Below are 25,163 nucleotides of genomic sequence, written 5' to 3'. Positions count from 1 at the left end.
CTTCACTGTATCCACCCCAGCGCATAGCATCCGGCGGACACGAACAGACACAATCCCGCAAACATACTGGACACGGCAAACATCAGCCGGATCGTATGCCGGATATCATCCGGCTCCATCGATCGCACCAGCTCTCCCATATATGCGCGAAAGGAGCGCACGCCATGATATACATTATAGCCTCCGAGGCGAATCCCCAATGCACCCGCAACTGCTGATTCTGGAAAGCCGCTGTTCGGACTGGGATGCAGCCGCGCATCTCGCCTTACCATACGCCAGCTACGTCCAGCATCATGCCCATAAACCCACGCCGCTACTACCAGCATACCCGCTGTCAGGCGTGCCGGAATGTAATTAGCGGCATCATCCAGACGTGCCGAGGCCCAGCCCAAATGCAGATACTTTTCATTTTTGTAGCCAACCATGGAATCGAGGGTATTCACGGCACGATAAGCCAGAGCTAATGGTGCTCCCCCGATCAGGGCATAAAAAAGCGGGGAAATAATCGCGTCCACGATATTCTCAGCCACCGTTTCAACCGTACCACGCACAATCTCAGGCTCATCGAGCTGCTGCGTATCCCGCCCGACGATCATCCCCAGCTCCCGGCGTGCCGCAGGCAGATCACCCGCCTTTAATTCGCGATACACTGCCATTCCGGCGTCCTTTAGTCCTTTGGAAGCAATTGTGGTTGCGATCAGCGCAATTTCCGCTCCGACAGACAGCCACGGATGAATCCAGGCAAGCAAGCGCAGTAACGTCCAGCCAAGCGCAAAGGAGCCGCCCACCACAATCAGTGGCAGCAGCAAACCAGCGCGTTTCAAACCACGGTCACTGTGAACCCGGCGGCGAATCGCCTTTTCCAAGGCAGAAATGGCATGTCCCATGCCGATGACCGGATGCGGCAACCACCTCGGATCGCCGATCAGCCTGTCCAGAAGATATGCAGCCATCATGATCAAGCTAACTGTCACGCCGCCGTTCCTCCTCCAGCACTTCACCCAATACAGACAGCAGCCTATCGTTGGCTTCTGCATCCTTGACCGCAATCCGAAAATGGCTCGTTGTCAGCCCCGGATACATAGCACAGCTACGTATAAGAATTCCGCGTTGTCCAAGCGCCTGCTGAATAGCTGATGCGCTCCACGTCCCCGGCGCCCGTGCCAGCACGTAATTCGCTTCACCGGGGATGACACCGCAGCCCCATTCCGCCAAAGCGGTCAGCAGACGGCTACGCTCCGTAGCAATCAGTTCCTGCGTGCGGCGCTCGTACGCCTCACCGCTCCGCAAACACGCCTCTCCGGCCAGCAACGCCAATCCGTTCACGCTCCAGGTCACCTGCTTGGCCGTCATTCGCCGGATGTAGTCCGGATGAGCAATCGCATAGCCCAAGCGCAAGCCCGGAATGGCATAAAATTTCGTCATCGACCGGATCAAAATCACATGGGGATACCGATCCAGCACAGGCAATAGTGAAATTTTCCGTTCCTGCGGGATAAAATCAATAAACGCTTCATCCACCACTAGCACGGTGCCCATTTTCCCTGCCGCCTCTGCCAGCTCACGCAGCTCCTGATCGCCGTATTGCACACCGTTCGGATTATTCGGCTGACCGAGAAACAGAACATCCACCTGCTCCATGAGCTGGAGTATGTCTTCCACATCCGCCTTCCATTGAAGCGAGGCCTTGCCGTACACCCTGCTTACCTCAGCTCCAAATTTGCCCGCCAGCTCGGCATATTCCGAAAAGCACGGCTCCACCGTGCCCACACGCTTGGGAGCCAGTCCCAGTAACAGCAACGCCATGCTCTCAGCCGCGCCGTTTCCGATACTCAGCGACTCTGGTGGAACATGCAGTCGCCGCGCCAGCATATTTTTAAAATTCCGGTGTCCGGGGTCTGGATAGCGAACCACAGTGTCCAACGCGCTTTGCAGCACCTCAAGCACCTCCGGTGGCGGACCCAGCGGATTAATGTTCGCGCTAAAATCCACAAAATCCGCAGCCGTCCCGCCGAATGTCGCAGCAGCCGTCTCCCTGTCCCCGCCGTGACCGTAAACCTCTATCATTGCCTATCATCCTTTCCGGCCGTTCCGAATCATTTAGCTCCATTATGGGGCTGCTTTTCGCGTCCCGTCAATGCAATGAGCTTTTGTGTACATCGCTCACTTGGGTTACAATAGAAGGAGGTACACATAAAACTACACAGTTTATATATACGGAGGAATGGACATGCTGTTCATCGACAACCAGGGCATACACGATCCAGCCATTAATCTTGCCATTGAGGAGTACGCGCTCAAGCATCTTCCGCTGGACGACAGCTATCTGCTGTTTTACATTAATCAGCCTTCTATTATTATAGGCAAGCATCAAAATACCATTGAAGAAATCAACGCCGAGTTTGTCAGAGACAACAACATTCAAGTCGTTCGTCGTCTGTCTGGTGGCGGGGCTGTATATCATGACCTCGGTAATTTAAATTTCAGCTTCATTACCAAGGATAACGGGGAGTCCTTTCATAATTTCCTCAAATTCACACAGCCTGTCATTGACGCCCTGCACCAAATGGGTGTGGAAGCCGAAATGACCGGACGCAACGATCTTCAGGTCGGTGAGCGCAAAATTTCAGGGAACGCCCAATTTGCCACGCGCGGACGCATGTTCAGCCACGGTACATTGATGTTTAACCTGAACCTGGACAATGTGGCCGCATCACTGCATGCCAATCCCGAAAAGTTTAAATCCAAAAGTACTAAATCTGTCCGTAGCCGCGTCGCTAACATCAGCGAGCTGATGGACCGGGAGATGACCATTGAGCAATTCCGCGAGGAGCTGCTGCGTTACATATTCGATGCAGAGCTGGATCAGGTACCCCAATATAAGCTAACCGATGCTGACTGGGCCAAAATCCATGAAATTTCCGCTGAACGCTACCAATCGTGGAACTGGAACTACGGTCAATCCCCCGAGAGTAATATCAAGCACACACGTAAATTTCCAGTCGGTATTATTGATATCCGCATGGATCTTAAGGAAGGCTATATCCGTGATATTAAAATCTATGGAGATTTCTTCGGTGTGGGTGACGTCGCTGATATTGAAAATATTCTGCGCGGTAAACGCTACGATGAAGGTGAGGTTCGTCAAGCCTTGTCCTCTCTTGATTTGAAGCATTATTTCGGCAATATTGAGCTGGACGATTTTGTAGGACTCGTATTTTTGGAAGACTAACAGCCACTTTTTTCCATTGATTCAATCCAATTCTTCAGTGGTTATAAGGGGACAGGCTCTTAATGGAGTCGTCCCCTTTTCATTGTGATATTGTCATTTTGAATATTATAAGATACAATTTGAACATTGCCCCATGATAGAGATAAAAGGAGAGAATACCGATATGTATAAATTAATTGCCATTGATATTGATGATACACTCATTAACGACCAGAAAGAAGTTACTCCTGCAACACAGCTGGCGCTTGAAGCCGCTGTAGCCAAAGGTGTCGTGGTTACTCTTGCAACAGGACGTGCTTATGCATCTGCCAAACAACTCGCCCGCCAAACTGGCTTGAACGTTCCGATCATTACGTACCAAGGTGCCTTGATTAAAAACCTGCTGGACGAAAACGTGTTGTATGAGCGTTATGTTCCACTTGTGGCCGCACGTCGCCTGTATGAATTCTGCGTGGAACGCAATCTGCATCTGCAAACGTATATAGATGACAAATTGTACACACGTGAAGATAATCAGAAAATCAAGGATTACACCGAGCTGAACAATACGGAATATTTTGTAGAGCCTGTATTCAGTAAAGTGGTAGAATTGCCCACTCCTAAAATGCTGATTATTGACGAGCCCGAAGTGCTGGACAAGCTGATCCCGGAACTGCGCGAGCTGCTTGGTGATGAAGTGCATATTACCAAATCCAAGCCTCATTTTCTGGAAATCATGCATCATGAGGGCACCAAGGGTCACGCTCTTACGTTCCTTGCTAACCATTACGGCTGTGATCTGTCCGAAACGATTGCGATCGGCGACTCCTGGAACGATCACGAAATGCTCGAATGCGCGGGTCTCGGCATAGCGATGGAGAATGCCATTCCTGATTTGAAAAAGCTGGCTGATTACATCACTAGCAGCAATAACGAAGACGGTGTTAAGCACGCCATCGACAAATTCGTGCTGAATGCTGAATAATCGAGATCAATGAAACAGCTCAACAAAACCTCCAAACGTCGCATGTTCAGTAGCACGCGGCAGCTTGGAGGTTCTTGCTGTCATATCATATGATGCCTAACGACTTCAAAATATCAGGCAGCGGAACGCACCTTTCGCCTGTTTACGAGACGGATCATTCCATTGTTCATAAGCATTAATCCGGTCACAATGAGCAGCACCCCTGCCAGCATCCACCAGCTTACATGCTCTCCATACACCAAGGCTCCCAATCCCACAGCAATCGGCGGTGAAATATACAACCACGTCGTCGGGAAAAGAGGATTTGTACGCTCCATGAGCCAGTAAAACAGTGTATGTGCAATCATCGAACCAAACAGAATCAGATACAATAAAGAGCCCATGGCAGGAAGGTACTGCCACCCCTCAGAACTCCACGGCTCCGTGATCGCTGACAGTAACAGCAGCATCCATCCCCCATGGAGCATTTGCGCCGCATTCAGGGCAATCGGGTTCGTTTCCCGAAATACATCCATCACCCGCTTGGAATAAAGAGCTCCCCCGGAATAACAGAGCTCCCCCAGCAAAATGACAAGGCATCCTGCCAGCCACAGGCCACTGATCTGAACCGCCAATCCGGGCAGCACCACCAGCACCACACCGAGAAAGCTGATCATGCAGCCAATGACCGTAATCCGCGACGTTTTTTGCCTTAGAAGCATTGATTGCAAAATAACGATCATCATCGGTCCCGTGGCTGATAAAATGGCTCCGATGCCCGAGCTGACATATTGCTCTGCCCAATACAAGGCCGAAAACGTACCGAAGGTCGTTCCCGCTCCAATGAATACCATTTCCTTCCGCCATAATAACGACCAGCGAACTTTTCCCATCAGCTTCATGGCGATAAACAATATAGCCCCTGCCGCGAAAAAACGTACGCCTGCCGACAAAAACGGCGGAAGCCCCGCTTCTACCCCCACTTTTATAGCCAAAAACGTTGTACCAAAAATAAGACACATTACCGTAAACGCGATACCAACCATGATACGTCCCTCTCCCTTCAGTTGCTTTCAAGCATACAGGGAGACAGACAGAACAGATGTGTAACCACAGAACAGTTGTATGCGGTTTTGAAATGTTTTATAGTAAAATACACACAAAAGGAGCGTGGACAGCGTGGGCAAGAACAACAGCGAATTACTCTTTCCAGCCGATCATGCCTTAAAGCTGTATGAGCAGGTCATCCATTATGTGACTGTGCGGATTGATCGCGGGGATTGGCAAACAGACATGAAGCTGCCGTCCGTACGGAGCTTGGCTCAGGAGCTGGGTGTACATCGGCTAACCGTTTTCCGGGCATATCATGAGTTGAAGCAACAGGGGCTGGTCTATGTAAAGGACAAATCAGGATATTACGTTCATGCTTCTCAAGCGACTGAGCATACGAAATATGCTGGCTACTCGGGGCATTCGTCCACTGATCTCTCGTTTCACTCCGAATCCGCCTATGCGGCAGATGATCCGTCTGTTTCAGCCTGGAGGGGAATGGATGGGCTTACCCGCGTTCAATCGGTGAATGCGAATTTCCAGTTTTCCAAAGCGCTGATTGACCCGTCTCTCCTGCCCAACCGATACTGGAGAGAGCTGATGATGCAGGTATTTGAAAAGCACCCGAAAGTAGCGGCCACCTATTCCTCTGTACAGGGCGATGCCGAGCTTCGGGATGCAATGGCGCAGCATTTTAGCGTCGATAAGCATTTTGCATTGTCACCGGACGAGGTGCTGATTACCTCCGGCGCACAGCAGGCCATTGACCTGATTTCCCGTTCTCTGATCCGGACAGGAGACCGCGTGTTGACCGAACGTCCCGCCTATGGCCCTGCCATGGAAATATTCCGCAGACAAGGCGCGCGTCTGACGATGATCGATATCCGACCGGAAGGCTATGATATGGAACAGCTTGAATGGTGCATGAAAACAGAAAAGCCACGTGTGTTCTATATCAATCCAACGTTTCATAATCCGACCGGCTTCACAGTGCCCGAGGAACAGCGCAAACGTCTGCCCGAGCTGGCCGAGCGCTATGGTTGCCTTATTGTCGAAGACGACAGCACCTATGACATCAGCTTTGGGCAAAAGCCGCCGTCACCTATTTTTGCCTATGATATTTCGGGAAGCGTCGTCTACATTCGCAGCTATAGCAAATATGTCGCGCCAGGTCTGCGAATCGCAGCCGTGACCTGCCGACCACAGCTCATGAACAGCCTGCTGAACGTCAAAGCGCTGGTAGATAACGGTTCGCCACTGCTGAATCAGAAGCTGTTCCTGCAATACTTTCAATCTCCACGCATGCAGCAGCATATAAAAAAGCTATGTATCGCGCTCCAGATTCGCAAGGAAACGATGGAAGACAGCCTCCGCGATTCCGGCTGGACCTGGACCAGCCCGGCAGGTGGCCTCAGTCTGTGGCTCCAGTTGCCTTCTACGTTGAAACCTAATGAACTGCTCGCCAAATGTGTGCAGGAGTCGGTCACCTTCGTACCGGGTAATGTATTCGATCCGATTGGCGAGGAAGGCAAAACGCATGTGAGATTGTCCTATTCGTATGCCAACGAGCTGCAAATCAAAGAAGGTATAGCTACCCTTCTCCGTATCAGCCGGACAATGTAAGGGACAGCATTATTCCAATGGCAGGCTCACGCCGGTCCGTGCCAGGCTGATCCCTTCCAGAAGCCCGTAGTTGCGTGTGACATCCACATCATGAGACATATGTGTAAATACCGTGCGGTTGGGTTGGAGTCTCCCTATAAGTTCCTGAGCCTCCAGCATGTCATATACCGAGCGGGTTGCATATTCGGCCTTCTCATGATAAAAGCTCGTTCCCAGCACGAGCAAATCCAGATTGTGCAGGGGCAGGATTTCCGCATCATTTAGCCCAATCGAATCCGAGCAGTAGGCCCACGAGAAGCCGTCTTTTTCCAGTCGATAAGCATAAGCATAACCGTTCTTCCCGTGATTCACACGCCATCCCCGGATATTCCACCCTCCAAGCAAGGCCCCCTGATCGACAGGGATAAAGTCAATATGCCCCGGAAGCCAGGAAAATTGACGCAGGATCATGTCGATCACCTCCTGTGGAGCGTACAAACGACCTCTGTTCCCCGTCCAGCGACAGGCATCCGCCCATTCCGGCAGTCCTCCAATATGGTCAAAATGTGCGTGCGTCACGAGGATGGTACGGATGAAGCGAAGCCCGCGTATTTCCATCTGCTTGCGCCAGTCCGGGCCGCAATCAATCATAAAGTCCTCCGTCTCGCTTTCGATCAGCACAGACGACCTCAGCCTCACATTTGCCCCTGTCGTGCGAGCCTCCGCACATACGAGACAATCACAATACACACGCGGAACGCCCATCGCATCCCCCGTGCCAAGAAAAATAAGCCGATTCATGGTTTAACTCCTATCTATCTGGGTGTTTTTACTACTATTATAACGAACACATCAAGTCTGCGTAAATCCTTCCAGCGCCCAACGCCAAAAGGAGCATGCCCAAACCTTGAAATCAGGCCGGACATCCCCTCATGCGTGATCATTTTATTATTAAATCATGATAGGCATTGGATCTTTCTTGAGGCGGTTTTCCACCATCCAGCTGGACTGGTCGTTATACAGATAAGCCCGATGCACAAGCACGCGCACCTGCTGACCAGGTTCCAGCGTAGACTTCTCCAGCGAACGGTATGTCATGAGACAATGGTCCCCGACCTGCACTTCAACCATCCATTCACTCCCACGAAAATGCAAATGCTTCACAATACCTTCCTCGGTCGCCGACAGGAGCGCAAACTCCTCGCTTGGACCGATATCAATATACTCCGGACGGATCAAGGCACGCGCTCCCATTCCGGCAGCTTCCTCGAAGCCTTTGAGACTGCCCGCCTGTTCGATCACCGTCGATTCCCCAATAAAGGAAGCTACGAACGGGGTCCCCGGCTTTTTATAAATATCCCAAGGTGTTCCCTTCTGCTCCAGCCGTCCCTGATTAATCACCATAATTTCATCGGCTACTTCAATAGCCTCATCTTGATCATGGGTGACAAAAATCGAAGTGATTCCCACTCGCTCAATCAACTCCCGCAGCCAGGTACGCAGCTCCTGACGGATCTTGGCGTCAATGGCTGCAAAAGGCTCATCCAGCAGCAGTAATTGAGGCTCCGGTGCCAAGGCGCGCGCAAAAGCAACCCGCTGTCGCTGTCCACCAGACAACTGATGCGGATAACGATGCTCGAAGCCTTTGAGTCCTGTCAGCTCGACCAGTTCTGTGACGCGTTCCTTGATGCGGGCTTTGGAGCTTTTTTTCACTTTTAGACCAAAGGCAATATTGTCGTACACGCTCATGTGCTTGAACAAAGCATAGTTTTGAAATACAAATCCGATTCCGCGTTCCTGCGGGGCCAGCTCGTTTACCCTTTTTCCGTGAAAATGAATTTCGCCCGCATCCGGTTGCTCCAGCCCCGCCAAAATCCGAAGAATGGACGTTTTACCGCCGCCGCTCGGACCGAGTAAACCAATCAGATGACCCGCTTGAATATCAAAGGATACGTCCTTTACCGCATGAAAATTACCGAAATGCTTGTTTAAACCCCTTACTTCCACATGCATAACCGTACACTTCCTTTCCGCTTCTGAATCTGTGCCGGAACAGCAGCAGCCTTGCTTATCGCAAAGCGCGTACCTCATTTGAAATCATTTTATTATTCCAATGTATATACTATGTTTTTCTTATGTGATACTTTATCAAAGGAAAGCTTTCGTCGTCAACTCTATATATTACGTCAGGTGTTCATTGGGTAAAGTAAAATGGGTAAAGTAATAAGAAGAAGGGAGAGGGTATGATGTTGCATACTTTAGAATTATCCACTAGCGGACGAGATGAGATGCGTGATATTACACGCGAGGTGGCTTCATTGATCGAAAAAAGCGGAATTCAGGAAGGAACTGCACTGATTTATTGTCCACACACAACGGCCGGAATAGCCATTAATGAAAATGCCGACCCGGACGTCAAACATGATGTGATTTTAAGGCTGGACGAGGTTTATCCGTGGGAGCATCCCCAATATCGCCATATGGAAGGAAATACGGCATCCCACCTTAAATCTATCACCACGGGACCCTCTCAGACTGTCATTATTCATGATGGAAAGTTGTTGCTCGGACGGTGGCAGGGAATTTATTTTTGCGAATTCGACGGGCCACGCAGACGCCAGTATCATGTAAAAATCATAAAAGGCTGATCTTGCAAAAAAACAGACCATGATGTTCTCCTGCTGGATGCATCATCGTCTGTTACAATCTTAGTTGCTTTCGCAAAGTACCGTAATGATAAGGCACCGTCATGAAGTGAATATACCCAGAAAAGCGCCCTACAGATTCATAGCCGAGGCATGTGATTGCAGGTACGCTCATAGGTTTCTGCACAGCAGCTTTACATGTGCCAAAGCAGCGGGCCTGATCTCTTCAAATGTTAAACCATCCTGAATATAAAAGGACACAAAGCCGTGCATAGATAAAAATAAACTTTGCGGTGCTCGTGAACAATCTTCCTCTGAATGTCCCTGACCACTTAATTCCTGACGGATCATGGACGCGAATAATTCCACACAACGGTTTTGCTCTGTGCGACAGTATGCGAACAGTTCTTCATCGTGCATCATGAACATAATTTCGTATTGATAAGGATTTTCCAAGCCAAAACGGATAAACTCCAGCATCAAGTGCTCCAGTCTGTTCAGACCATCCTCTGGGGTGCCTGTTGCTCCTTGTAGTAGAATTCCGCGTAACGTATTAAAATCCTCAATTACAATGGCGTAGAACAGTTCAGCCTTCTCTTTAAAATGATAGTATAACGAACCATGACTGTAACCCAGATGCTGGCCAATGCTGCGCATTGAAATAGCACGGTAGCCCTTGGTAATAAACAAGTGCCTGGCCGCTTCCAGAATCCGCCCTCTTGACAACTCCTGTTCTACTGCTCTTCTAGCCATATTATTTATTCCCCTTCAATAAAGTAAAGCTGCTCTCCCTCCGACACAAGCGATTGCCCCTGTGTCAAGTCTGTTATCCAGTTGCTGAAGGATTCCGCATCACCAGCCAGCGGCAGACAGGTTAAGGTAACTTTATCCGTAAACATGGTTTCTCCAGTACGGATGCTGCGATTTCGCAATTCATTTTCCACTTTGCCCAACCAGGTGTAATCCAATTCCACGAAAATTTCACGATGCAGCACACGCGTAATCGCATCCCCTGCCTCAATGGCTGCAACAGCACCGTCTGAATATGCACGAATCAGACCGCCTGCTCCCAGCAAAATCCCCCCAAAGTAACGGGTAACGACAATTGCCACATTTTTCAGCTTCTGGTTACGGATAACCTCCAAAATGGGCTTGCCCGCCGTACCACTCGGTTCACCGTCATCCGATTGCTTCTGGATTTCGTCTCGTTCCCCGATCATGTAGGCAGAACAATTATGGGTTGCGTTCCAATGCTCTTTTTTAATGCGCTCGATAAAAGCAGCCGCTTCTTCCTCGGTCTGAACAGGCTGGATGTGACCGATAAAACGGGATTTCCGGATCACAATTTCCTTGTTGCCGGAGCCGCGTACAGTTCGGTATTGTTCCAACATATCACAAATAACCTTCCTTACTTCATTTTACAAGAAAGCAGTCCCCCGCTTCTGGCAGCCGGTGAACTGCTTTCCTGTACTTTATTTGGTGCTATACGCTATAACACCCCTATCTGAAATCCTGTTTCGCATAGGGGTTTTACAGCTTCCTTATTCGGACAATCTCGCTTCAAGCTCCGCTTTTTGCTCTTCGAAGCCTGGTTTACCCAGCAGAGCAAACATGTTTTTCTTGTAAGCTTCTACGCCCGGTTGATCGAACGGATTCACACCCAACAGGTAGCCGCTGATGCCGCAAGCTTTTTCGAAGAAATAAGCCAGGTACCCGAAGGAGTATGGGCTTAAGTCAGGAATGTTCACGATCAGATTCGGCACTTGTCCGTCTGTGTGAGCCAGCAATGTACCCTGGAATGCTTTTTTATTTACAAAGTCCACCGTTTTGCCTGCCAGGAAGTTCAGTCCATCCAGATCATCCTCATCTGCTTCGATGGTGATGTGGCTAGGTACATTTTCCACTTGGATAACCGTTTCGAAAATGTTACGGCTACCTTCCTGAATGAATTGTCCCATGGAGTGCAGGTCTGTCGAGAAGTCAACGGAAGCAGGGTAGATACCTTTGTAATCCTTACCTTCGCTTTCGCCGAACAATTGTTTCCACCACTCGGAAACGAAATGCAGGGACGGCTCATAGTTCACGAGAATTTCAATAGCTTTACCTTTGCGGTATAACGCGTTACGCACGGCTGCATATTGGTAAGCCTCGTTCTCAGCTACATTCGGATTGCTGTATTCCTTGGAAGCGTCTGCCGCCCCTTGGAGCATTTCCTCAATGTTAATGCCAGCTGTAGCAATCGGCAGCAAGCCTACTGCTGTCAGCACGGAGTAACGGCCACCTACATCATCAGGAATAACGAAGGATTCGTAGCCTTCCTCGTTAGCCAGTTTTTTCAGAGCGCCGCGTTCTTTATCTGTTGTTGCATAAATGCGTTTGCGCGCTTCTTCTTTACCGTATTTTTTCTCCAGAGCCGCACGGAATACGCGGAAAGCGATAGCTGGCTCTGTTGTTGTACCTGATTTGGAAATGACATTCACGGAGAAGTCTTTTCCTTCAATCAGTTCCAACAGATGATTCACATATGTAGAGCTGATGTTGTTGCCTGCAAAATAAACAGCCGGGCCTTTGCGCTTGTCTTTAGGCAGTGCATTATGGAAGGAATGCGACAGCATTTCAATCGCAGCGCGTGCTCCAAGGTAAGAACCGCCGATGCCGATTACGATCAACACTTCGGAATCACTTTGGATTTTAGCAGCAGCTTTTTGGATGCGTGCAAACTCTTCTTTATCATAATTGGTAGGCAAGTCAATCCAACCCAGGAAATCGGAACCTACACCGGTTTGGTTATGAAGCTGTTCATGAGCCAGCTTGATCGGTTCTGCAAAATAATCAATTTCGTGCTGCCCTATAAAGGAGAGCGCTTTGGTGTAATCGAAAATAACTTTTTTAGACATGTTTGGAACCTCCTGTTTTGTATTGCTAAGACCATGAATACGAACATAAGGACTTAGGAATAGGATACTTTAATTTGCAGGGCCTGACAAGCTTGCGTTACCTGTGCGTCCGGTGCCTTGCCAGACCCTAGTGTAGATAGGGTGGGATACCCATGCTACAATAAATAGAGATCAACCTATATTTAAGCAGTCAATTCAAGCCGAACTCGCATCTGCATCGGACGGCAACCTCCAACAAGAAAGGTGATTAGCTATGAAAAACATCGGATTTATCGGACTGGGCACCATGGGCGCCCCGATGGCATCCAATCTGCTGAAGCAGGGATATGGAGTCACGGTCTACAATCGCACCGCCTCACGCTGTGAGCCACTTGTAGAGCAAGGCGCTCGTACGGCTTCAACGCCTCGTGAGGCGGCTGAAGGTCAGCAGCTGGTCATTACCATGGTCAGTGATGATAACTCGATCCGTGATATCTACTACGGCGAGGACGGCGTGTTTGCCGGCCTCACGTCTGGTGTAACCGTGATGGACAACAGCACCATTTCACCTGAGCTGGTCAAACAGCTGGCCGCCGAAGCGGACAAGCTGGGCTGTTCCTTCATTGATGCTCCGGTAACGGGCAGTAAGCCTGCTGCTGTGGACGGTACGCTCGTGTTCATGGTCGGCGGTGACGCGGAGGCCATTGCCGCACAGTCGGACGTTTTTGATACGCTGGGCAAAAAAGTGCTCCACATGGGACCGAATGGCAGCGGGGCCGTAGCCAAGCTCGCACATAACACGATGGTCGGTATTAACAATCTCGCTCTGGCTGAGGGCTTTGCCATCGCCGCCAAATCCGGTATTCCGGCGGACAGCTTCCTGGAGCTGGTACAGCTAGGATCGGCAGGCAGCAAGGCTGCTGATCTGAAAGGACGCAAAATCATCGAGCATGATTTTAGCAACCAGTTCTCACTTGCCTTGATGCTCAAAGACTTGAAGCTCGCTGCCTCGCTGACGGATAGCCTGTCCATTCCGACGCCTATGCTGGCCATTGCCAAAAGCCTGTTTCAAGCCGGGCAAACGCAAGGCTACGGCGACGAGGACTTGTCCGCTGTCGTGAAGACCTATGAAGCGTGGATTGGCCGCACTATTGGTGGTAAGCCACTCGAATAAGCCGCATCCTTCTCTTTAACCATGTTGCTGTGCTTTTGTACATATCGCATAGCTTATAGGGTAAGCACACTTGACTTAAAATCGAGTGGTGCTTGCCCTTTTTTCACTACTATTATTCCGGGTAAGAACAGCAGTAATCCGTTACGCTTCGTATCTCCAGCTTGAACGAAGACTGCGCAGGCACATGGAACGTTGCCGTTCCCTGTATTTCCAGCCACTCCTCAGCACCTGGAAGCAACACCTTCAAATCCCCTGCCAAAATCTCCATGATCTCACGGGAATCCGTGCCGAATTCATACGTTCCCGGCAGCATAATCCCCAATGTTACCTTACTGCCATCACCCAAAATGACCGTACGGCTTGTAACCTGACCGTCGTAATATATATTTGCTTTTTTAACTACGCTGACTCCATCAAACTGTGTCATTCGTTATCCCCTCATCTGCTCATCAATGGTTGAATGAAATTTATGCATCATCATAACATAGTTCTAATCCAAGCCTCAGTATAAAAATACACAAGGCTACAACATTCCTCAATGCATGAAACAAACAGCCGTAAGCCTCAGGTTACGACTGTCTGTTTAATAGGTTGTTTTATTTCAACAAAGCTTTTACACGATTAACAACGTTCTCTACCGTAAAGCCATATTCCTTAATGACGCGGTCGCCAGGTGCGGATGCGCCAAATGTGCTGATACCGAGAATGTCACCTTGGTCGCCGACATATTTTTCCCAGCCCAGTGGATAAGCCATTTCTACAGCCAAACGAGCTTTTACTTCAGGCAGCAGAACGGAATCTTTGTATGCTTTGTCTTGTTTTTCGAACAGATCCCAGCTTGGGAAGCTGATAACGCGTACTTGGATACCTTGTTCCGCAAGTGCTTCCTGAGCTTTAACAGCCAGTTGTACTTCGGAACCCGTAGCCAGAATTTGAGCAACCGGCTTGCCGTCTGTCGCATCTGCAACGACATAAGCACCGCGTTTGATACCTTCGCGTGCATGTTCAGCAGTAGCAGCCAGGATTGGCAGGTTTTGACGAGTCAATACCAGAGCAACCGGGTTTTTCTTGTTTTCCAGCGTGTAAGCCCAAGCAGCGGAAGTTTCATTACCATCCGCCGGACGGATAACCGTCAGGTTCGGGATAATACGCAGGGAAGCCAATTGTTCGATCGGCTCATGAGTCGGGCCATCTTCACCAACAGCAATACTGTCGTGAGTCAGAACGTAAGTTACAGGCAATCCCATCAGAGCTGCCAGACGAACAGCCGGACGCAGGTAATCCGTAAACACGAAGAATGTACCGCCGAATACTTTTACCCCTTGGTGCAATGTCATACCATTCATCGCAGCAGCCATACCGAACTCGCGGATACCGAAATAGATGTTACGGCCGGCATAGTCTTCTGGCGTAAAGTTCGTCAGGTTGTTCAAGTGTGTCATCGTGGAGCTTTCCAGATCGGCAGATCCGCCAGTCAGGAACGGTACGTTTGGAGCCAATCCGTTCAGTGCATTACCAGAAGCCACGCGAGTCGAAACTGCTTTGTCTTCAGTTGTGTACTTCGGAAGGTCACGGTCCCATCCTTCTGGAAGGTCGCCGTTTACGGCTGTTTCGAACTGAGCTGCCAGGTCAGGGTGAGCCGCTTTGTATTTCGCAAACTGCTCATCCCATGCTTTGTTCGCTGCGATGCCGCGCTCTTTTACTTTAGCAAAATGCTCGCGAACCTCTTGCGGTACATGGAAGTCCTCTTCGTATACCCATTTGTAAAATTCTTTAGTCAGCTTGGCTTCGTCTGCACCCAGTGGGGAACCGTGAGTACCGCCATGTCCGCCTTTACCTTGTTTGTTCGGGCTTCCGTAGCCGATGACTGTTTTCACTTCAATCAACGTAGGACGTGTGGAGTCGCCTTGTGCTTCTTCAATTGCTTTTTGGATCGCCGGAAGGTCGTTACCGTCTTCTACGCGCAGCACTTGCCAGTTGTAGGCTTCAAAGCGTTTTGCAACACTCTCGGAAGAAGACAGATCCAGCTTGCCATCCAGTGTAATATCATTGGAATCAAACAATACGATCAGCTTGCCCAGACGCAGACGTCCAGCCAATGAAGCCGCTTCGTGAGACAGGCCTTCCATCAGATCGCCGTCGCCGCAGATTGCATACGTGAAGTGATCCACAACTTTGAATTGATCTTTATTATAGGTTGCGCCCAGTTGAGCTTCAGCCATTGCCATACCTACGGCCATAGCTACACCTTGTCCCAGAGGTCCGGTCGTAGCGTCTACACCAGCAGTGTGCCCAAACTCAGGGTGACCTGGTGTAAGGCTGCCCCATTGACGGAATTGTTTCAGTTCTTCCATAGGCAGATCATAGCCGCTCAGGTGCAGCAGGCTGTACAACAGCATGGAGCCGTGTCCTGCGGACAGTACAAAACGGTCACGGTTAATCCATGTAGGGTGATTCGGGTTATGATTCATCGTTTTAGCAAAAAGTTGGTAGCCCATCGGCGCGGAACCCATCGGCATACCGGGATGTCCCGAGTTTGCCTTCTCGATGGCATCAATTGCCAACGTACGGATTGTCGTAATGGACAAATTGTCGATCGTGGAGTTTTCATCCTTTTGAATCGCTTGATTCTGGTCAGTCATAGTTAGCCTCCTCATATTGTAAAAAGTATGTCAATTGCATTCGGTCATACTCTCCAACATCACCATCCGATATAGAAACGACGCCTATTGAAGTGAGTGAATCTGCTTGAATGTTTCAATATGACTTATACATTCTTAAGTATTGTACCATTTGCCGTGCAGGTTTGCCAGATCGTTTATAAAGATGGTTGTCGAAATGTCGTACCGAGTACCTAATATAAATATACCCGTAAAGTATTAACCTCATTTTAAAAATCATAAAATTGCGAAAAATAATGCATTTTGTCCGGTTTTGACACCCGCATTCTGTAGAAAAAAGCAAAAAACCCGTCATTTTGACGGGCTTTGCTTGTAAGAAGTATGAACTCTTATATTTTAAAAAATATAAAAATCAGTTAAAAACGACCGTTTTATTTTCATGAACCAAAATTCGGTCCTCCGCATGCCACTTCACGGCTCTTGCCAAAACGACCCGCTCAATGGTGCGACCGATCCGTTTTAACTCATTGACATCATCACCGTGGCTTACCCGCTGCACGTCCTGCTCGATGATCGGGCCGCCGTCCAGTTCCTCAGTTACATAATGCGCGGTAGCGCCAATAATTTTCACACCGCGATTATAGGCTTGGGCATATGGCTTCCCACCCACGAATGCAGGCAGGAACGAATGATGGATATTAATGATCCGGTTACGGTAATGCTCAATAAACTTGGGTGAAATAATCTGCATGTACCGGGCCAAAATAATGACGTCGATATCTTCACCAATGACCTCTAGTTGACGGCGCTCCGCCTCCGGTTTGGTATCGGCTGTCACCGGAATATGGTGGTACGGGATGCCGAACGATTCCACGTACTCTTTCATATCCGGATGATTGCTGACCACCAGAGAAATATCCGCGTCCAAATCCCCTGCCTGCCATTGCCACAATAGCTCCATCAGACAATGATCTTCTTTGGAAACGAAAATGGCGAGCTTTTTCTTGCGGCTGACCGCTGAAATCGTCCACTCCATCCGGAATTGTTCTGCAACCGCGGCAAAATCCTGCTCCAGTTGGGGCTGGGTATCACTCAAGTATGGCAGATCAAATTCAACCCGCATAAAAAACATACCGCCAGACGGGTCCATCGTGTATTGGTCAGATTGAACAATATTGGCGCCATGCTCGTACAAAAAGCGAGACACGGCCGCTACAATACCCGGGCCATCAGGACAGGATACGAGCATACGCGCACGGTTTTCATGCGCAGATTGAGTGCTGTTTGGCTGATGTTTTACGTGAAGTTCCATGTGGCTACAAATCCCCCTTGGCTTATACCGTCACTGGCAAATGACTGCTGGCAAACCAGGCAATCAGACGATGATTAATATGTTCTTCGCTCAACTCCGGAAACAATGCTGCTTCCGTTACCATGTCATACAGACGTTCCAGCGGCTCGCGCGGATCAGCTTTTTTCGCTTTGGCATCATTTTTCAATAGCGTCCAGGTATCCAGCACAAAGTTACGCACATCCACATCCTGCTTTTTGAAAAACGAATGCAGTTGCTCTACCTGACCCAAAAACTCATCGCCAAAACGCTCCTTCACATTCCCGCGAAGCAAAGCGATTTCAACCTCATACATCGGACGCTGGGTTTTCGCTTCCTTCCCAATCCATGGCGTTTCCAAAATAAACGGACGACCTTGAAGCGCATCGTGATGTACCACGTTATGAATGGTCTGATAGCCGATCCAGCCCGATCCAATCGGAGTATGACGATCTTTATGAGCGCCAACCGCATTTTTACTGTCATTAACGTGAACCACAGCGATACGGTCCAGCCCGACAATACGATCAAATTGCTCCAGCACGCCGTCCAGATCATTCACAATGTCATAGCCCGCATCGTGAATGTGACAGGTATCCATACAAACGGTAAGACGCTCGTTGTGCTCTACTTTATCTATAATGGAGGCAATTTCTTCGAAGCTGCGGCCCATTTCGGTACCTTTGCCCGCCATCGTTTCCAGCGCAATGTTAACATCCGTCTCCTTCACGCCGTTCAGTACCTCGTTCAAGCCATCAGCAATACGCTGAATGCCGTACTCTGCATCCCTATCGGTAAAAGCGCCCGGATGAAGCACGATGTTTTTCACGCCGATCGCGTGGGTGCGACGAATTTCCTCCTGTAGAAAGCTGACCGCGAGCTCATAGGTATTTTCTTTGTAAGAGCCGAGATTGATAATATACGGGGCATGCACCACGATATCTTCCATCCCTTTTTCAGCCATCAACTGCTTGCCTTCCTCCAGATACATGGATTCCATCGGCTTACGGCGCGTGTTTTGCGGTGCCCCCGTGTATATCATGAACGAGCTGGACCCGTAAGAAGACGCTTCTTTCGTAGCGCTGAGCAGACCCTTGTCCGAGAAGGACACATGAGAACCAATTTTCAGCATGATTCGGTTTCATCCCCTTATCCTTGTTATCCTGTTATGCTTGTCTTATTTTGATTTAATCATTTTAACGTGATTATTGAAATCAAACAACATGGCTTTTATGGTAGTGCACACACAAAACAGGATTACACGTAAGGGAAACGAGGTAAATGAAAGCATGGATTGACATCCTTTAGCGTATACAGGTACATTCGAATGAGGTTTTTTTCTCAAAAAGGGTTATATTCTATAACATATATATTTTTTGCGAATCGGAAGGAGAGTCAAACTCCATGAACATCGTCATATGCGGAGGTACTGGATTAGTAGGGTGTGCGCTGACCAAAGGCTTGCTCAACGACGGGCACACTGTGAAGGTAATCACCCGTAAACCCATGGTAGGTCACGAAGCGAGCCCACGCTTGCAATATATGAGCTGGAACGAACTGAAGCAAAAGCCGGAATCATTAGAAGGCACAGACGCGGCCATTAATTTGACAGGAGAGACACTGAATCAGCGCTGGACGGACAAGTCCAAGCAAAGAATTCTCCAATCACGCCTGCTGTCTGTTGCCAAATTGGCCCAAACACTAAATGCTCTGCAAAAAAAGCCGAAAGTCATCATTCAGGCTTCGGCTGTCGCCGCCTATGGCACATCTCTTACTGAAACGTTCGATGAAACCAGCCCACGCCGTTCGGAAGACTTTCTGTCTCAAGTGGTCGAGCAGTGGGAAGAAGCCGCCAACGCCTATCCTTCCGATGCCCGGTTAATCAAGCTGCGCATTAGTCTCGTGCTGGACAGCAAACGCGGGGCTTTCCCACTCATGAAGCTGCCTTACAGCTTCGGATTCGGCGGCAAAATAGGCAGCGGTAACCAATGGATGAGCTGGATACATATTGAGGATATTGTCCGCCTGATCACCCACTGCATCCATACGCCGGATATCACCGGGGCTGTAAACGCATCATCACCATACCCGTTGACGAATGACCAGTTCGGGAAAACCGTGGCTGAGGTATACCACCGCCCACACTGGTTTCCCGTTCCCAGTGTTCTCGTACAAAAGCTAGTCGGTGAGATGAGTACCCTCGTATTGGATGGTCAAAAAGTAATCCCGCGCAAGGCGCTGGAGCATGGATTTCAGTTTAACTATCCTTCACTCAAGGAAGCACTAGAGGAACTACATTCTCCTCATAAGCAGCATTGAATTTAAAAAGAGGAACTCTGGACTGATAAGATCTTTATCAGCTTAGGGTTCCTCTTTTATTAGGTATGAAATATTTTCACACAAGATGATTAATTAAAATAAACCATAGAGCCCTTCCTTATTTCGTCTAACTCGCATTTTGTTTCATCTAATTTACCAATACATATACCAATATTTTTTCTTTTTTTCCATATTTCATCTACTCCTTTATCTGTCCTTAATATACTTGGACATTTTTCTAAGCTAAGTTAGAGTTGACATGCTCTCGTTTGAAGCAAGCATGTATGTAATTTGCATCCCCCACCTCGTCAATAGGAAGCGAAAAATTATGATCGCCATTTCGGTGGGTAGAACATTGTTCCTTCTACTTGTTGAGCCTTATCCAAGCACAACAATTTGTCATGGTTGATCTGAAGCAAGGTGTATGTAAATCACATATACCTTTATTCAGATAGGCTAACTATGTAAAAAGCTCACCCCCTTTTAATGAGTGAGCTAATTGTCGCATTTTTATTCTATCGCTCTACAAGATAATTTTTATTGATCTCCATGTAATTTTGTCAGTAACAACTCAATCATGCGCTCAATCTTTTTAATGTTCAGATTTCTTTGTCCATATAAATAAACAAATTCTTGTATGCTATCCCAAGTCTTTAGTTCATTTATTTCTTCGATCTCCTGAGTCAGACCTTCAACATAAGCAGGCAACTCCCTACTTTTGAACTCCTCAATTAAGTTCTCTAAATCAGCATAATCCATACTCCAGTTAAAGTAACTCTCTATAAAATACTTTAAATTCTCATAATTTGCTTCTTGATTCATATATTATTCTCCTCTTTATTTAAAAACAGGATAACCCGTAATAATTCTATAGCCAGTAGGCATAGACGAATCTTTTACTAAATACAATTGGGACTTCAATAAGTCATTTGTTACATGCTTTGAAGCTGAGTTCCCTCCATTTTTCACATCTACACCCCGTCCGATAGAGAACTCATGATCCGTTTTTGTAATGAGATATCCTCTAGAATTAGGGTTCTCTATCCACTCTGCAATTTTATCAGCGTTTCTTCTGATATTCTCTTGCGTGGATTTCAGAGCTATATTTTTATCAGAAAACGTTGTAGAAGGAACTCCTTCTTGGGATGCACGTTTTATTAATTCTTCATTTGTCTTGCCAACATGCTTTTGAAGCAAATGCCCACCATTAGATTCCATTTCATCTAATATATCATTATTTACGTTTTTACGTATATCGTCGGCTTTATTTTTTAAGATTTCAGCCTTAGAATTCCCTTCTCCCTTCCTCATCTGCCACAATTCCGCTGAGCTTTTCCCTATTCCGCTTGCTCCTTTAACTGCGGTTGTACCTCCATGTGCCGCTAAAGCTGCTGATCCAATCAATCCCGGTATTCCGATTATACTTCCAACTCCCGTAGATGAAACAGCAACTGATAATCCTTCTCCACCTGTTCCAACTATTACCTCACCAGCCCCCTGCAATGTCATAGCTACGTGACCGAGAATTTCACCTACTTTAGCTGCCATAGGATGATCATAGTCCCGTTCTTTATCAGGTAACATCCCCAAGGTTAAATCTTCCTGAATGGCTCCTTTTGCTCCCTGAGCCGTATCCCATAAAATTTCACCTTGAAGCTTGCTAGCTTCCATATGGGCTTCAGCCTTGGTTATCTCAGCTTGTCCGATCTGTTCAAAGATTTTATGTAACCAACCTTCACCGCTGGATGCCGTTTTAATAGGTACACCATTTCCCGGTACATCTAATACGACCTTTTCTCCGTCCACCTGTGTAAAGTTTTTTGAAATAAAAATAAGTTCCTGTGCTACTGTTGATAGTCGTTCAAGCGTCACACTCATGGATTGTCGAGAAACCTGAAATTCCTGAAAAAATCTCTCTTGAGTAGCTCCAGACCAGCCTTGTTGGACAAAATCAATTCTTCCACTCAAAAAATTCAACATACGTTCCATTTCGTGTTTACCATGCAAGAACTGGTCAGCCACTTGCATCAGCTTGTCAGGTGGAACCAATATTCTCCCCATTTAATCACGCCCACTTTAATTTTGATGGAAATAATCTTATCAGAAGGAGATGTTTAGGGACATCCTTCTATTATCCTGATATTCCCTTTTTAATTATGCGGCAATTGGACTGAGATAAACAGATTTACTATGTCTAAAGTATTATAATCCCTTGTTATAAGATACATGGATCAACGCAGCACCATTAGCTTTAAACTCTGTCTCTCAACCATTTCCTGTAACTCAGGAATAATTGTCAGGAGTTTTTTTGTAGTTATGTAGCTGCTGTTTCGTGATACCAAGTTCCTGAGCAATATTGGTTTGAGTTTTTGCCAAGACGGATTGTCAAGCCAAGTGCGACAGTTCTTCTGAAAAGGATTCGTGAGCAGTCTTCCAGCCCAAACATTTTCGTGGTCTGTGGTTGATGAGATAGAGGGCATTCTCCAAATCTTCATCCGTGATATGAGCAAAATCCGTCCCTTTGGGAAAGAACTCTCGCAGCAAGCCATTGGCATTCTCATTTGAGCCCCGCTGCCAGGACGAGTAAGGATCAGCAAAGTAGACCTGAACGCCATGCGTAGCTTCCAGGCTGAGATAACAAGCAAACTCCTTGCCTCGGTCAGCGGTAGCGGTCTGGAAGGCTCCGGTAGGGTACTGAGAAGCGGCTACGCCAAAGGCAATCTCCATCGATAGCGCCGTGCGGTCAGGCATCTTGATCGCGGTATACAGACGCGTTTTGCGTTCAATGAACGTGGCTACGCAGCCCTTACTTTTTCCACGGCCCGAGACGACGGTATCCAGTTCCCAATGGCCGAACGTTTCCCGAGAACGGACGTCTTTAGGGCGTTTTGAAATGGGTTTACCTACGGTAAACTTGCCACGGGTTTCTGCTGGCTTCTGTCGCTTGCCTTGGTGCCGAAGTACGGTTAGCGCCCCTCTCACCAAAAGGCCTGCATACAGCCAGCGATAAATGGTTTTGAAACACACCACACGCTGTCCTTCCTGACGCAACCGCTCTACGATCTGCTCTGGAGACCAGGTCGCCTGAAGCTTCTCTTCGATGACCGCCGCCTGCTTAGCAGTCCACTTCCCGGCAGGAATCGAGGCCTTACGTCGCTGGTGGTAGCTCTCTTGAGAGCGCTCGGCATGATACGCCTTTTGCTCGTCATGGCGGTGGAGTTCGCGACTAATGGTCGCATGGTGCCTGCCCAGTTCCTTGGCAATCGCTCTTGCACTTTTCCCCTGCTGATGCAGGATTTCTAGCTTGCTTCGTTCGATTATGCTAAGATGTGTGTAGCTCATGGTGGATTCTCCTTTGTAGAAGGTGGTGTGGTAACTTCATTCTACACGAATCCGGCCATGGGCCCTTTTTTATTTATTTCCAGCAGGTGTCGCACTTCATATTACAATCCGTCCCAAAGTAAAATTATTTGACTTTGGCTCTTTTGTCTCTATATTGATTACTCATATATAATAAAATGCACCCCAAAACTTCATTGGCTAAACCTGTTGGTTCTCTCCAATAACCGTTTTGGGAGTGCATTTTTGAACAACTTTTTAATTCAATTTGTTACACGTTTAAAATCCACCATGCTGTACTTGAGGCTGTATATCATGCGAGTGAACAGGTACAGTAACAATAAACAAAAAGCTAACCGCGACGATCAGCATTACCACTTTTTTTAACATTGTTCATCCACACCTTTTCAATAAGATTTAAAAAATCTGCTTTGGTTTCAGGAGCCGCATAATCCTTGAAATGCAAAAACAAACCCATGCAATTTATAAAATAATCCTTATTATTTAGTGTATGATAACTTACCATTGAATACATCAAATGATTAAAACCATCACTGTATATACCCTGATTTAAGTAATAGTAGGCTAATTCGTAACCACACCACGCAAAATAATCAGGTACCACTTGTTGAGTATACATATCACCTGATGAGTGTTGCGATAATGATGCAATGTCTGTTTCAAACCGTTTAATTATATCACTAACGTCGATCTTATATTGGTTAGCCGCTATCATAATATTCAGCAGTTGAATAACCCTATCTTCTTGAGTTGTATCCTCCGCCGCATCAATATATTCAACATAATCTTGTAACACATTTATATCTCCAGATAAAAGCTTATTCACAATAACATTAGCTTTTGCCCAGTGCTCAAACAAGCCGATCCAGTGTTGGGTATCTTGGTCTGTCTCTTTAACCCAATCCAAGTCTGCGTAGGCGTATGTATATTGTAGTGCTTGCTGATAATCGCCTTGGGCTTCACAAACACTGGCACACAGTAAGTCAGCATAAGCAATATATCCAAATAACGGCCCCCTGGTTTCCTTTTTATGCTCCCTGCTCTTTCGATTCTTTTGCTGATGCTTCATTGAATATTGGATTTCCGCTTTATCTCTCATTTTTTTTGCCATTTCATCAACCTTGTCCCATTGACGCAAAGACCTGTACACGTTCGCCAAGTCCTTCAATGCGTCAAGCTGGTCTATTTCATCTAAGCGCTCAACAAAAGCTTCAAATATCGTAGCTGCATTGAGATTTTGGCGTTGATCGTCTCCAACCTGAATTGTGAATATACGATAATGGCAGATTGCCAAACGTTCCGAATGTTGGTATTTTTCCGCTTCTGCTACACCTTCATAGAGTAGTAATGCAGCGACATGTCGTCCTTGTGCTAATAGCGCCTCTGCAATGTCAAACAGTTTGGGCGAATAGAGTAGATTGTCCATAATGGCTTCCACCACTCGACGAATCGAGTCAAACTTGCCCAACTCCGCACAGCGATACAAAAATGGCTCGATCCGCCTCATATTCGGGGGAATGTCGATGATGTAGTTTTCTATAAATAAGTCGTAAAAGTAGCCTTCCGGTAAACCCATAGCCTCAGTAATGCAATCTAACTGGTTAATGGACATAGACTTATTTCCTGTCACAATACCACTTACTATCCCTCTATTAATGCCTGCAATATGTCCAAATTGCGTTAGACTCAAACCCTCTTGTTTTAAGTATCTGTCTAATTCTGTCCGTATCGTAGGTGTGATTTTCATGGATAAAACACCCTTTCAACGTGAAATCGTTATTATAGTTAAAAAATTATGTAATTGAGAAACAAGTAGTAAAATACATTTGTTTTATTGCTCATAATTGTACCATCTTTTGGTACAAAATTATATACCTCTCAGATATTTACTTAAGATACCTTTTCGGATAGTTTTCAAAGATTTCTTGATTAAGGGTATCATCATTTCGCTTATGTATAATTTGGATTGTCAACAATCAGGGTCTGGATAATTCACGTCTTTCGACCTCAT

At 47.4% G+C, this 25,163-nt stretch carries 22 protein-coding genes; 6 read left to right on the top strand and 16 right to left on the bottom strand.

The genetic code is table 11. From position 1 onward, the window contains the following. Positions 1-2: 2 nt before the first annotated feature. Both cbiB and cobD read right to left on the bottom strand, forming a co-directional pair. A complete protein-coding gene (gene cbiB / locus AC0WRU_RS06690; RefSeq protein WP_476127725.1) occupies positions 3-974 on the bottom strand; it encodes an adenosylcobinamide-phosphate synthase CbiB in 972 nt (323 codons plus the stop codon). Then, positions 964-2,067, bottom strand: coding sequence for a threonine-phosphate decarboxylase CobD (gene cobD, locus AC0WRU_RS06685; RefSeq protein WP_476127724.1), 1,104 nt, complete (start codon positions 2,065-2,067; stop codon positions 964-966). The genes cbiB and cobD overlap by 11 nt, the downstream gene beginning before the upstream one ends. A gap of 163 nt (positions 2,068-2,230) precedes the next feature. On the opposite strand from cobD, the gene AC0WRU_RS06680 reads away from it, so the two are divergent. Together AC0WRU_RS06680 and AC0WRU_RS06675 are read left to right on the top strand one after the other, a co-directional pair. Continuing rightward, the gene (locus tag AC0WRU_RS06680) at positions 2,231-3,232 is read left to right on the top strand and encodes a lipoate--protein ligase (protein WP_476127723.1); all 1,002 of its coding nucleotides are present in this window, start codon (positions 2,231-2,233) and stop codon (positions 3,230-3,232) included. A 163-nt stretch (positions 3,233-3,395) separates the two neighbouring features. Continuing rightward, a complete protein-coding gene (locus AC0WRU_RS06675) occupies positions 3,396-4,196 on the top strand; it encodes a Cof-type HAD-IIB family hydrolase (RefSeq protein ID WP_431089908.1) in 801 nt (266 codons plus the stop codon). A gap of 113 nt (positions 4,197-4,309) precedes the next feature. Here AC0WRU_RS06675 and AC0WRU_RS06670 read toward each other — a convergent pair whose 3' ends face one another. Continuing rightward, on the bottom strand, positions 4,310-5,221 hold the full coding sequence (locus AC0WRU_RS06670; RefSeq protein ID WP_476127722.1) for a DMT family transporter: 912 nt from the start codon (positions 5,219-5,221) through the stop codon (positions 4,310-4,312). A gap of 133 nt (positions 5,222-5,354) precedes the next feature. On the opposite strand from AC0WRU_RS06670, the gene AC0WRU_RS06665 reads away from it, so the two are divergent. Then, on the top strand, positions 5,355-6,848 hold the full coding sequence (locus AC0WRU_RS06665) for an aminotransferase-like domain-containing protein (RefSeq protein ID WP_476127721.1): 1,494 nt from the start codon (positions 5,355-5,357) through the stop codon (positions 6,846-6,848). 9 nt (positions 6,849-6,857) lie between these two features. Here AC0WRU_RS06665 and AC0WRU_RS06660 read toward each other — a convergent pair whose 3' ends face one another. Together AC0WRU_RS06660 and AC0WRU_RS06655 are read right to left on the bottom strand one after the other, a co-directional pair. Then, complete coding sequence (locus tag AC0WRU_RS06660) at positions 6,858-7,628, bottom strand: MBL fold metallo-hydrolase (protein ID WP_476127720.1); 771 nt, start codon at positions 7,626-7,628, stop codon at positions 6,858-6,860. A gap of 150 nt (positions 7,629-7,778) precedes the next feature. Beyond that, a complete protein-coding gene (locus AC0WRU_RS06655; protein ID WP_476127719.1) occupies positions 7,779-8,840 on the bottom strand; it encodes a sulfate/molybdate ABC transporter ATP-binding protein in 1,062 nt (353 codons plus the stop codon). Between the two features lie 233 nt (positions 8,841-9,073). On the opposite strand from AC0WRU_RS06655, the gene AC0WRU_RS06650 reads away from it, so the two are divergent. After that, on the top strand, positions 9,074-9,475 hold the full coding sequence (locus tag AC0WRU_RS06650; RefSeq protein WP_476128589.1) for a secondary thiamine-phosphate synthase enzyme YjbQ: 402 nt from the start codon (positions 9,074-9,076) through the stop codon (positions 9,473-9,475). A gap of 168 nt (positions 9,476-9,643) precedes the next feature. Here AC0WRU_RS06650 and AC0WRU_RS06645 read toward each other — a convergent pair whose 3' ends face one another. From AC0WRU_RS06645 to AC0WRU_RS06635, 3 genes are all read right to left on the bottom strand, one after another. Further along, positions 9,644-10,225, bottom strand: a complete 582-nt coding sequence (locus AC0WRU_RS06645; protein WP_025682401.1) for a TetR/AcrR family transcriptional regulator — start codon at positions 10,223-10,225, stop codon at positions 9,644-9,646. Between the two features lie 5 nt (positions 10,226-10,230). Next, the gene (locus AC0WRU_RS06640) at positions 10,231-10,863 is read right to left on the bottom strand and encodes a YigZ family protein (protein WP_476127718.1); all 633 of its coding nucleotides are present in this window, start codon (positions 10,861-10,863) and stop codon (positions 10,231-10,233) included. A gap of 150 nt (positions 10,864-11,013) precedes the next feature. Beyond that, positions 11,014-12,369 (bottom strand): glucose-6-phosphate isomerase, encoded by a 1,356-nt coding sequence (locus AC0WRU_RS06635; RefSeq protein WP_025682402.1) that lies wholly within the window; start codon positions 12,367-12,369, stop codon positions 11,014-11,016. Positions 12,370-12,622: 253 nt separating this feature from the next. On the opposite strand from AC0WRU_RS06635, the gene AC0WRU_RS06630 reads away from it, so the two are divergent. Continuing rightward, positions 12,623-13,522 carry an NAD(P)-dependent oxidoreductase gene (locus AC0WRU_RS06630; protein ID WP_476127717.1) on the top strand — a complete coding sequence of 300 codons (900 nt, stop codon included), beginning with the start codon at positions 12,623-12,625 and terminating at the stop codon, positions 13,520-13,522. A 112-nt stretch (positions 13,523-13,634) separates the two neighbouring features. Here the strand turns inward: AC0WRU_RS06630 and ppnP are convergent, their stop codons facing one another. The 4 genes from ppnP to AC0WRU_RS06610 form a co-directional block, all read right to left on the bottom strand. Further along, positions 13,635-13,949, bottom strand: a complete 315-nt coding sequence (ppnP, locus tag AC0WRU_RS06625) for a pyrimidine/purine nucleoside phosphorylase (RefSeq protein ID WP_025682404.1) — start codon at positions 13,947-13,949, stop codon at positions 13,635-13,637. 169 nt (positions 13,950-14,118) lie between these two features. After that, positions 14,119-16,164, bottom strand: a complete 2,046-nt coding sequence (tkt, locus tag AC0WRU_RS06620; protein WP_025682405.1) for a transketolase — start codon at positions 16,162-16,164, stop codon at positions 14,119-14,121. A 391-nt stretch (positions 16,165-16,555) separates the two neighbouring features. Continuing rightward, on the bottom strand, positions 16,556-17,455 hold the full coding sequence (gene purU / locus AC0WRU_RS06615) for a formyltetrahydrofolate deformylase (protein ID WP_476127716.1): 900 nt from the start codon (positions 17,453-17,455) through the stop codon (positions 16,556-16,558). Positions 17,456-17,477: 22 nt separating this feature from the next. Then, positions 17,478-18,605 (bottom strand): deoxyribonuclease IV, encoded by a 1,128-nt coding sequence (locus tag AC0WRU_RS06610; RefSeq protein WP_476127715.1) that lies wholly within the window; start codon positions 18,603-18,605, stop codon positions 17,478-17,480. A gap of 272 nt (positions 18,606-18,877) precedes the next feature. Between AC0WRU_RS06610 and AC0WRU_RS06605 the strand changes: the two genes are divergently transcribed. Beyond that, complete coding sequence (locus tag AC0WRU_RS06605) at positions 18,878-19,792, top strand: TIGR01777 family oxidoreductase (protein ID WP_476127714.1); 915 nt, start codon at positions 18,878-18,880, stop codon at positions 19,790-19,792. Positions 19,793-20,329: 537 nt separating this feature from the next. On the opposite strand, the gene AC0WRU_RS06600 is transcribed toward AC0WRU_RS06605, so the two are convergent. The 4 genes from AC0WRU_RS06600 to AC0WRU_RS06585 all read right to left on the bottom strand — a co-directional run bounded on the left by AC0WRU_RS06600 (position 20,330) and on the right by AC0WRU_RS06585 (position 24,899). Then, on the bottom strand, positions 20,330-20,614 hold the full coding sequence (locus AC0WRU_RS06600) for a contact-dependent growth inhibition system immunity protein (protein WP_476127713.1): 285 nt from the start codon (positions 20,612-20,614) through the stop codon (positions 20,330-20,332). Positions 20,615-20,629: 15 nt separating this feature from the next. After that, a complete protein-coding gene (locus tag AC0WRU_RS06595; RefSeq protein ID WP_476127712.1) occupies positions 20,630-21,853 on the bottom strand; it encodes a WXG100 family type VII secretion target in 1,224 nt (407 codons plus the stop codon). 324 nt (positions 21,854-22,177) lie between these two features. Then, complete coding sequence (locus tag AC0WRU_RS06590; RefSeq protein ID WP_476126731.1) at positions 22,178-23,134, bottom strand: IS30 family transposase; 957 nt, start codon at positions 23,132-23,134, stop codon at positions 22,178-22,180. Between the two features lie 349 nt (positions 23,135-23,483). Next, entirely contained in the window at positions 23,484-24,899 is a 1,416-nt protein-coding gene (locus tag AC0WRU_RS06585; protein ID WP_476127711.1) for a helix-turn-helix domain-containing protein, read from the bottom strand. Positions 24,900-25,163 lie beyond the last annotated feature (264 nt).

It is taken from the genome of Paenibacillus sp. 1-8 (genome assembly GCF_056316205.1).
The sequence above is the reverse complement of the archived record's forward strand: the minus strand, read 5'-3'. Positions and strand labels throughout refer to the sequence as shown.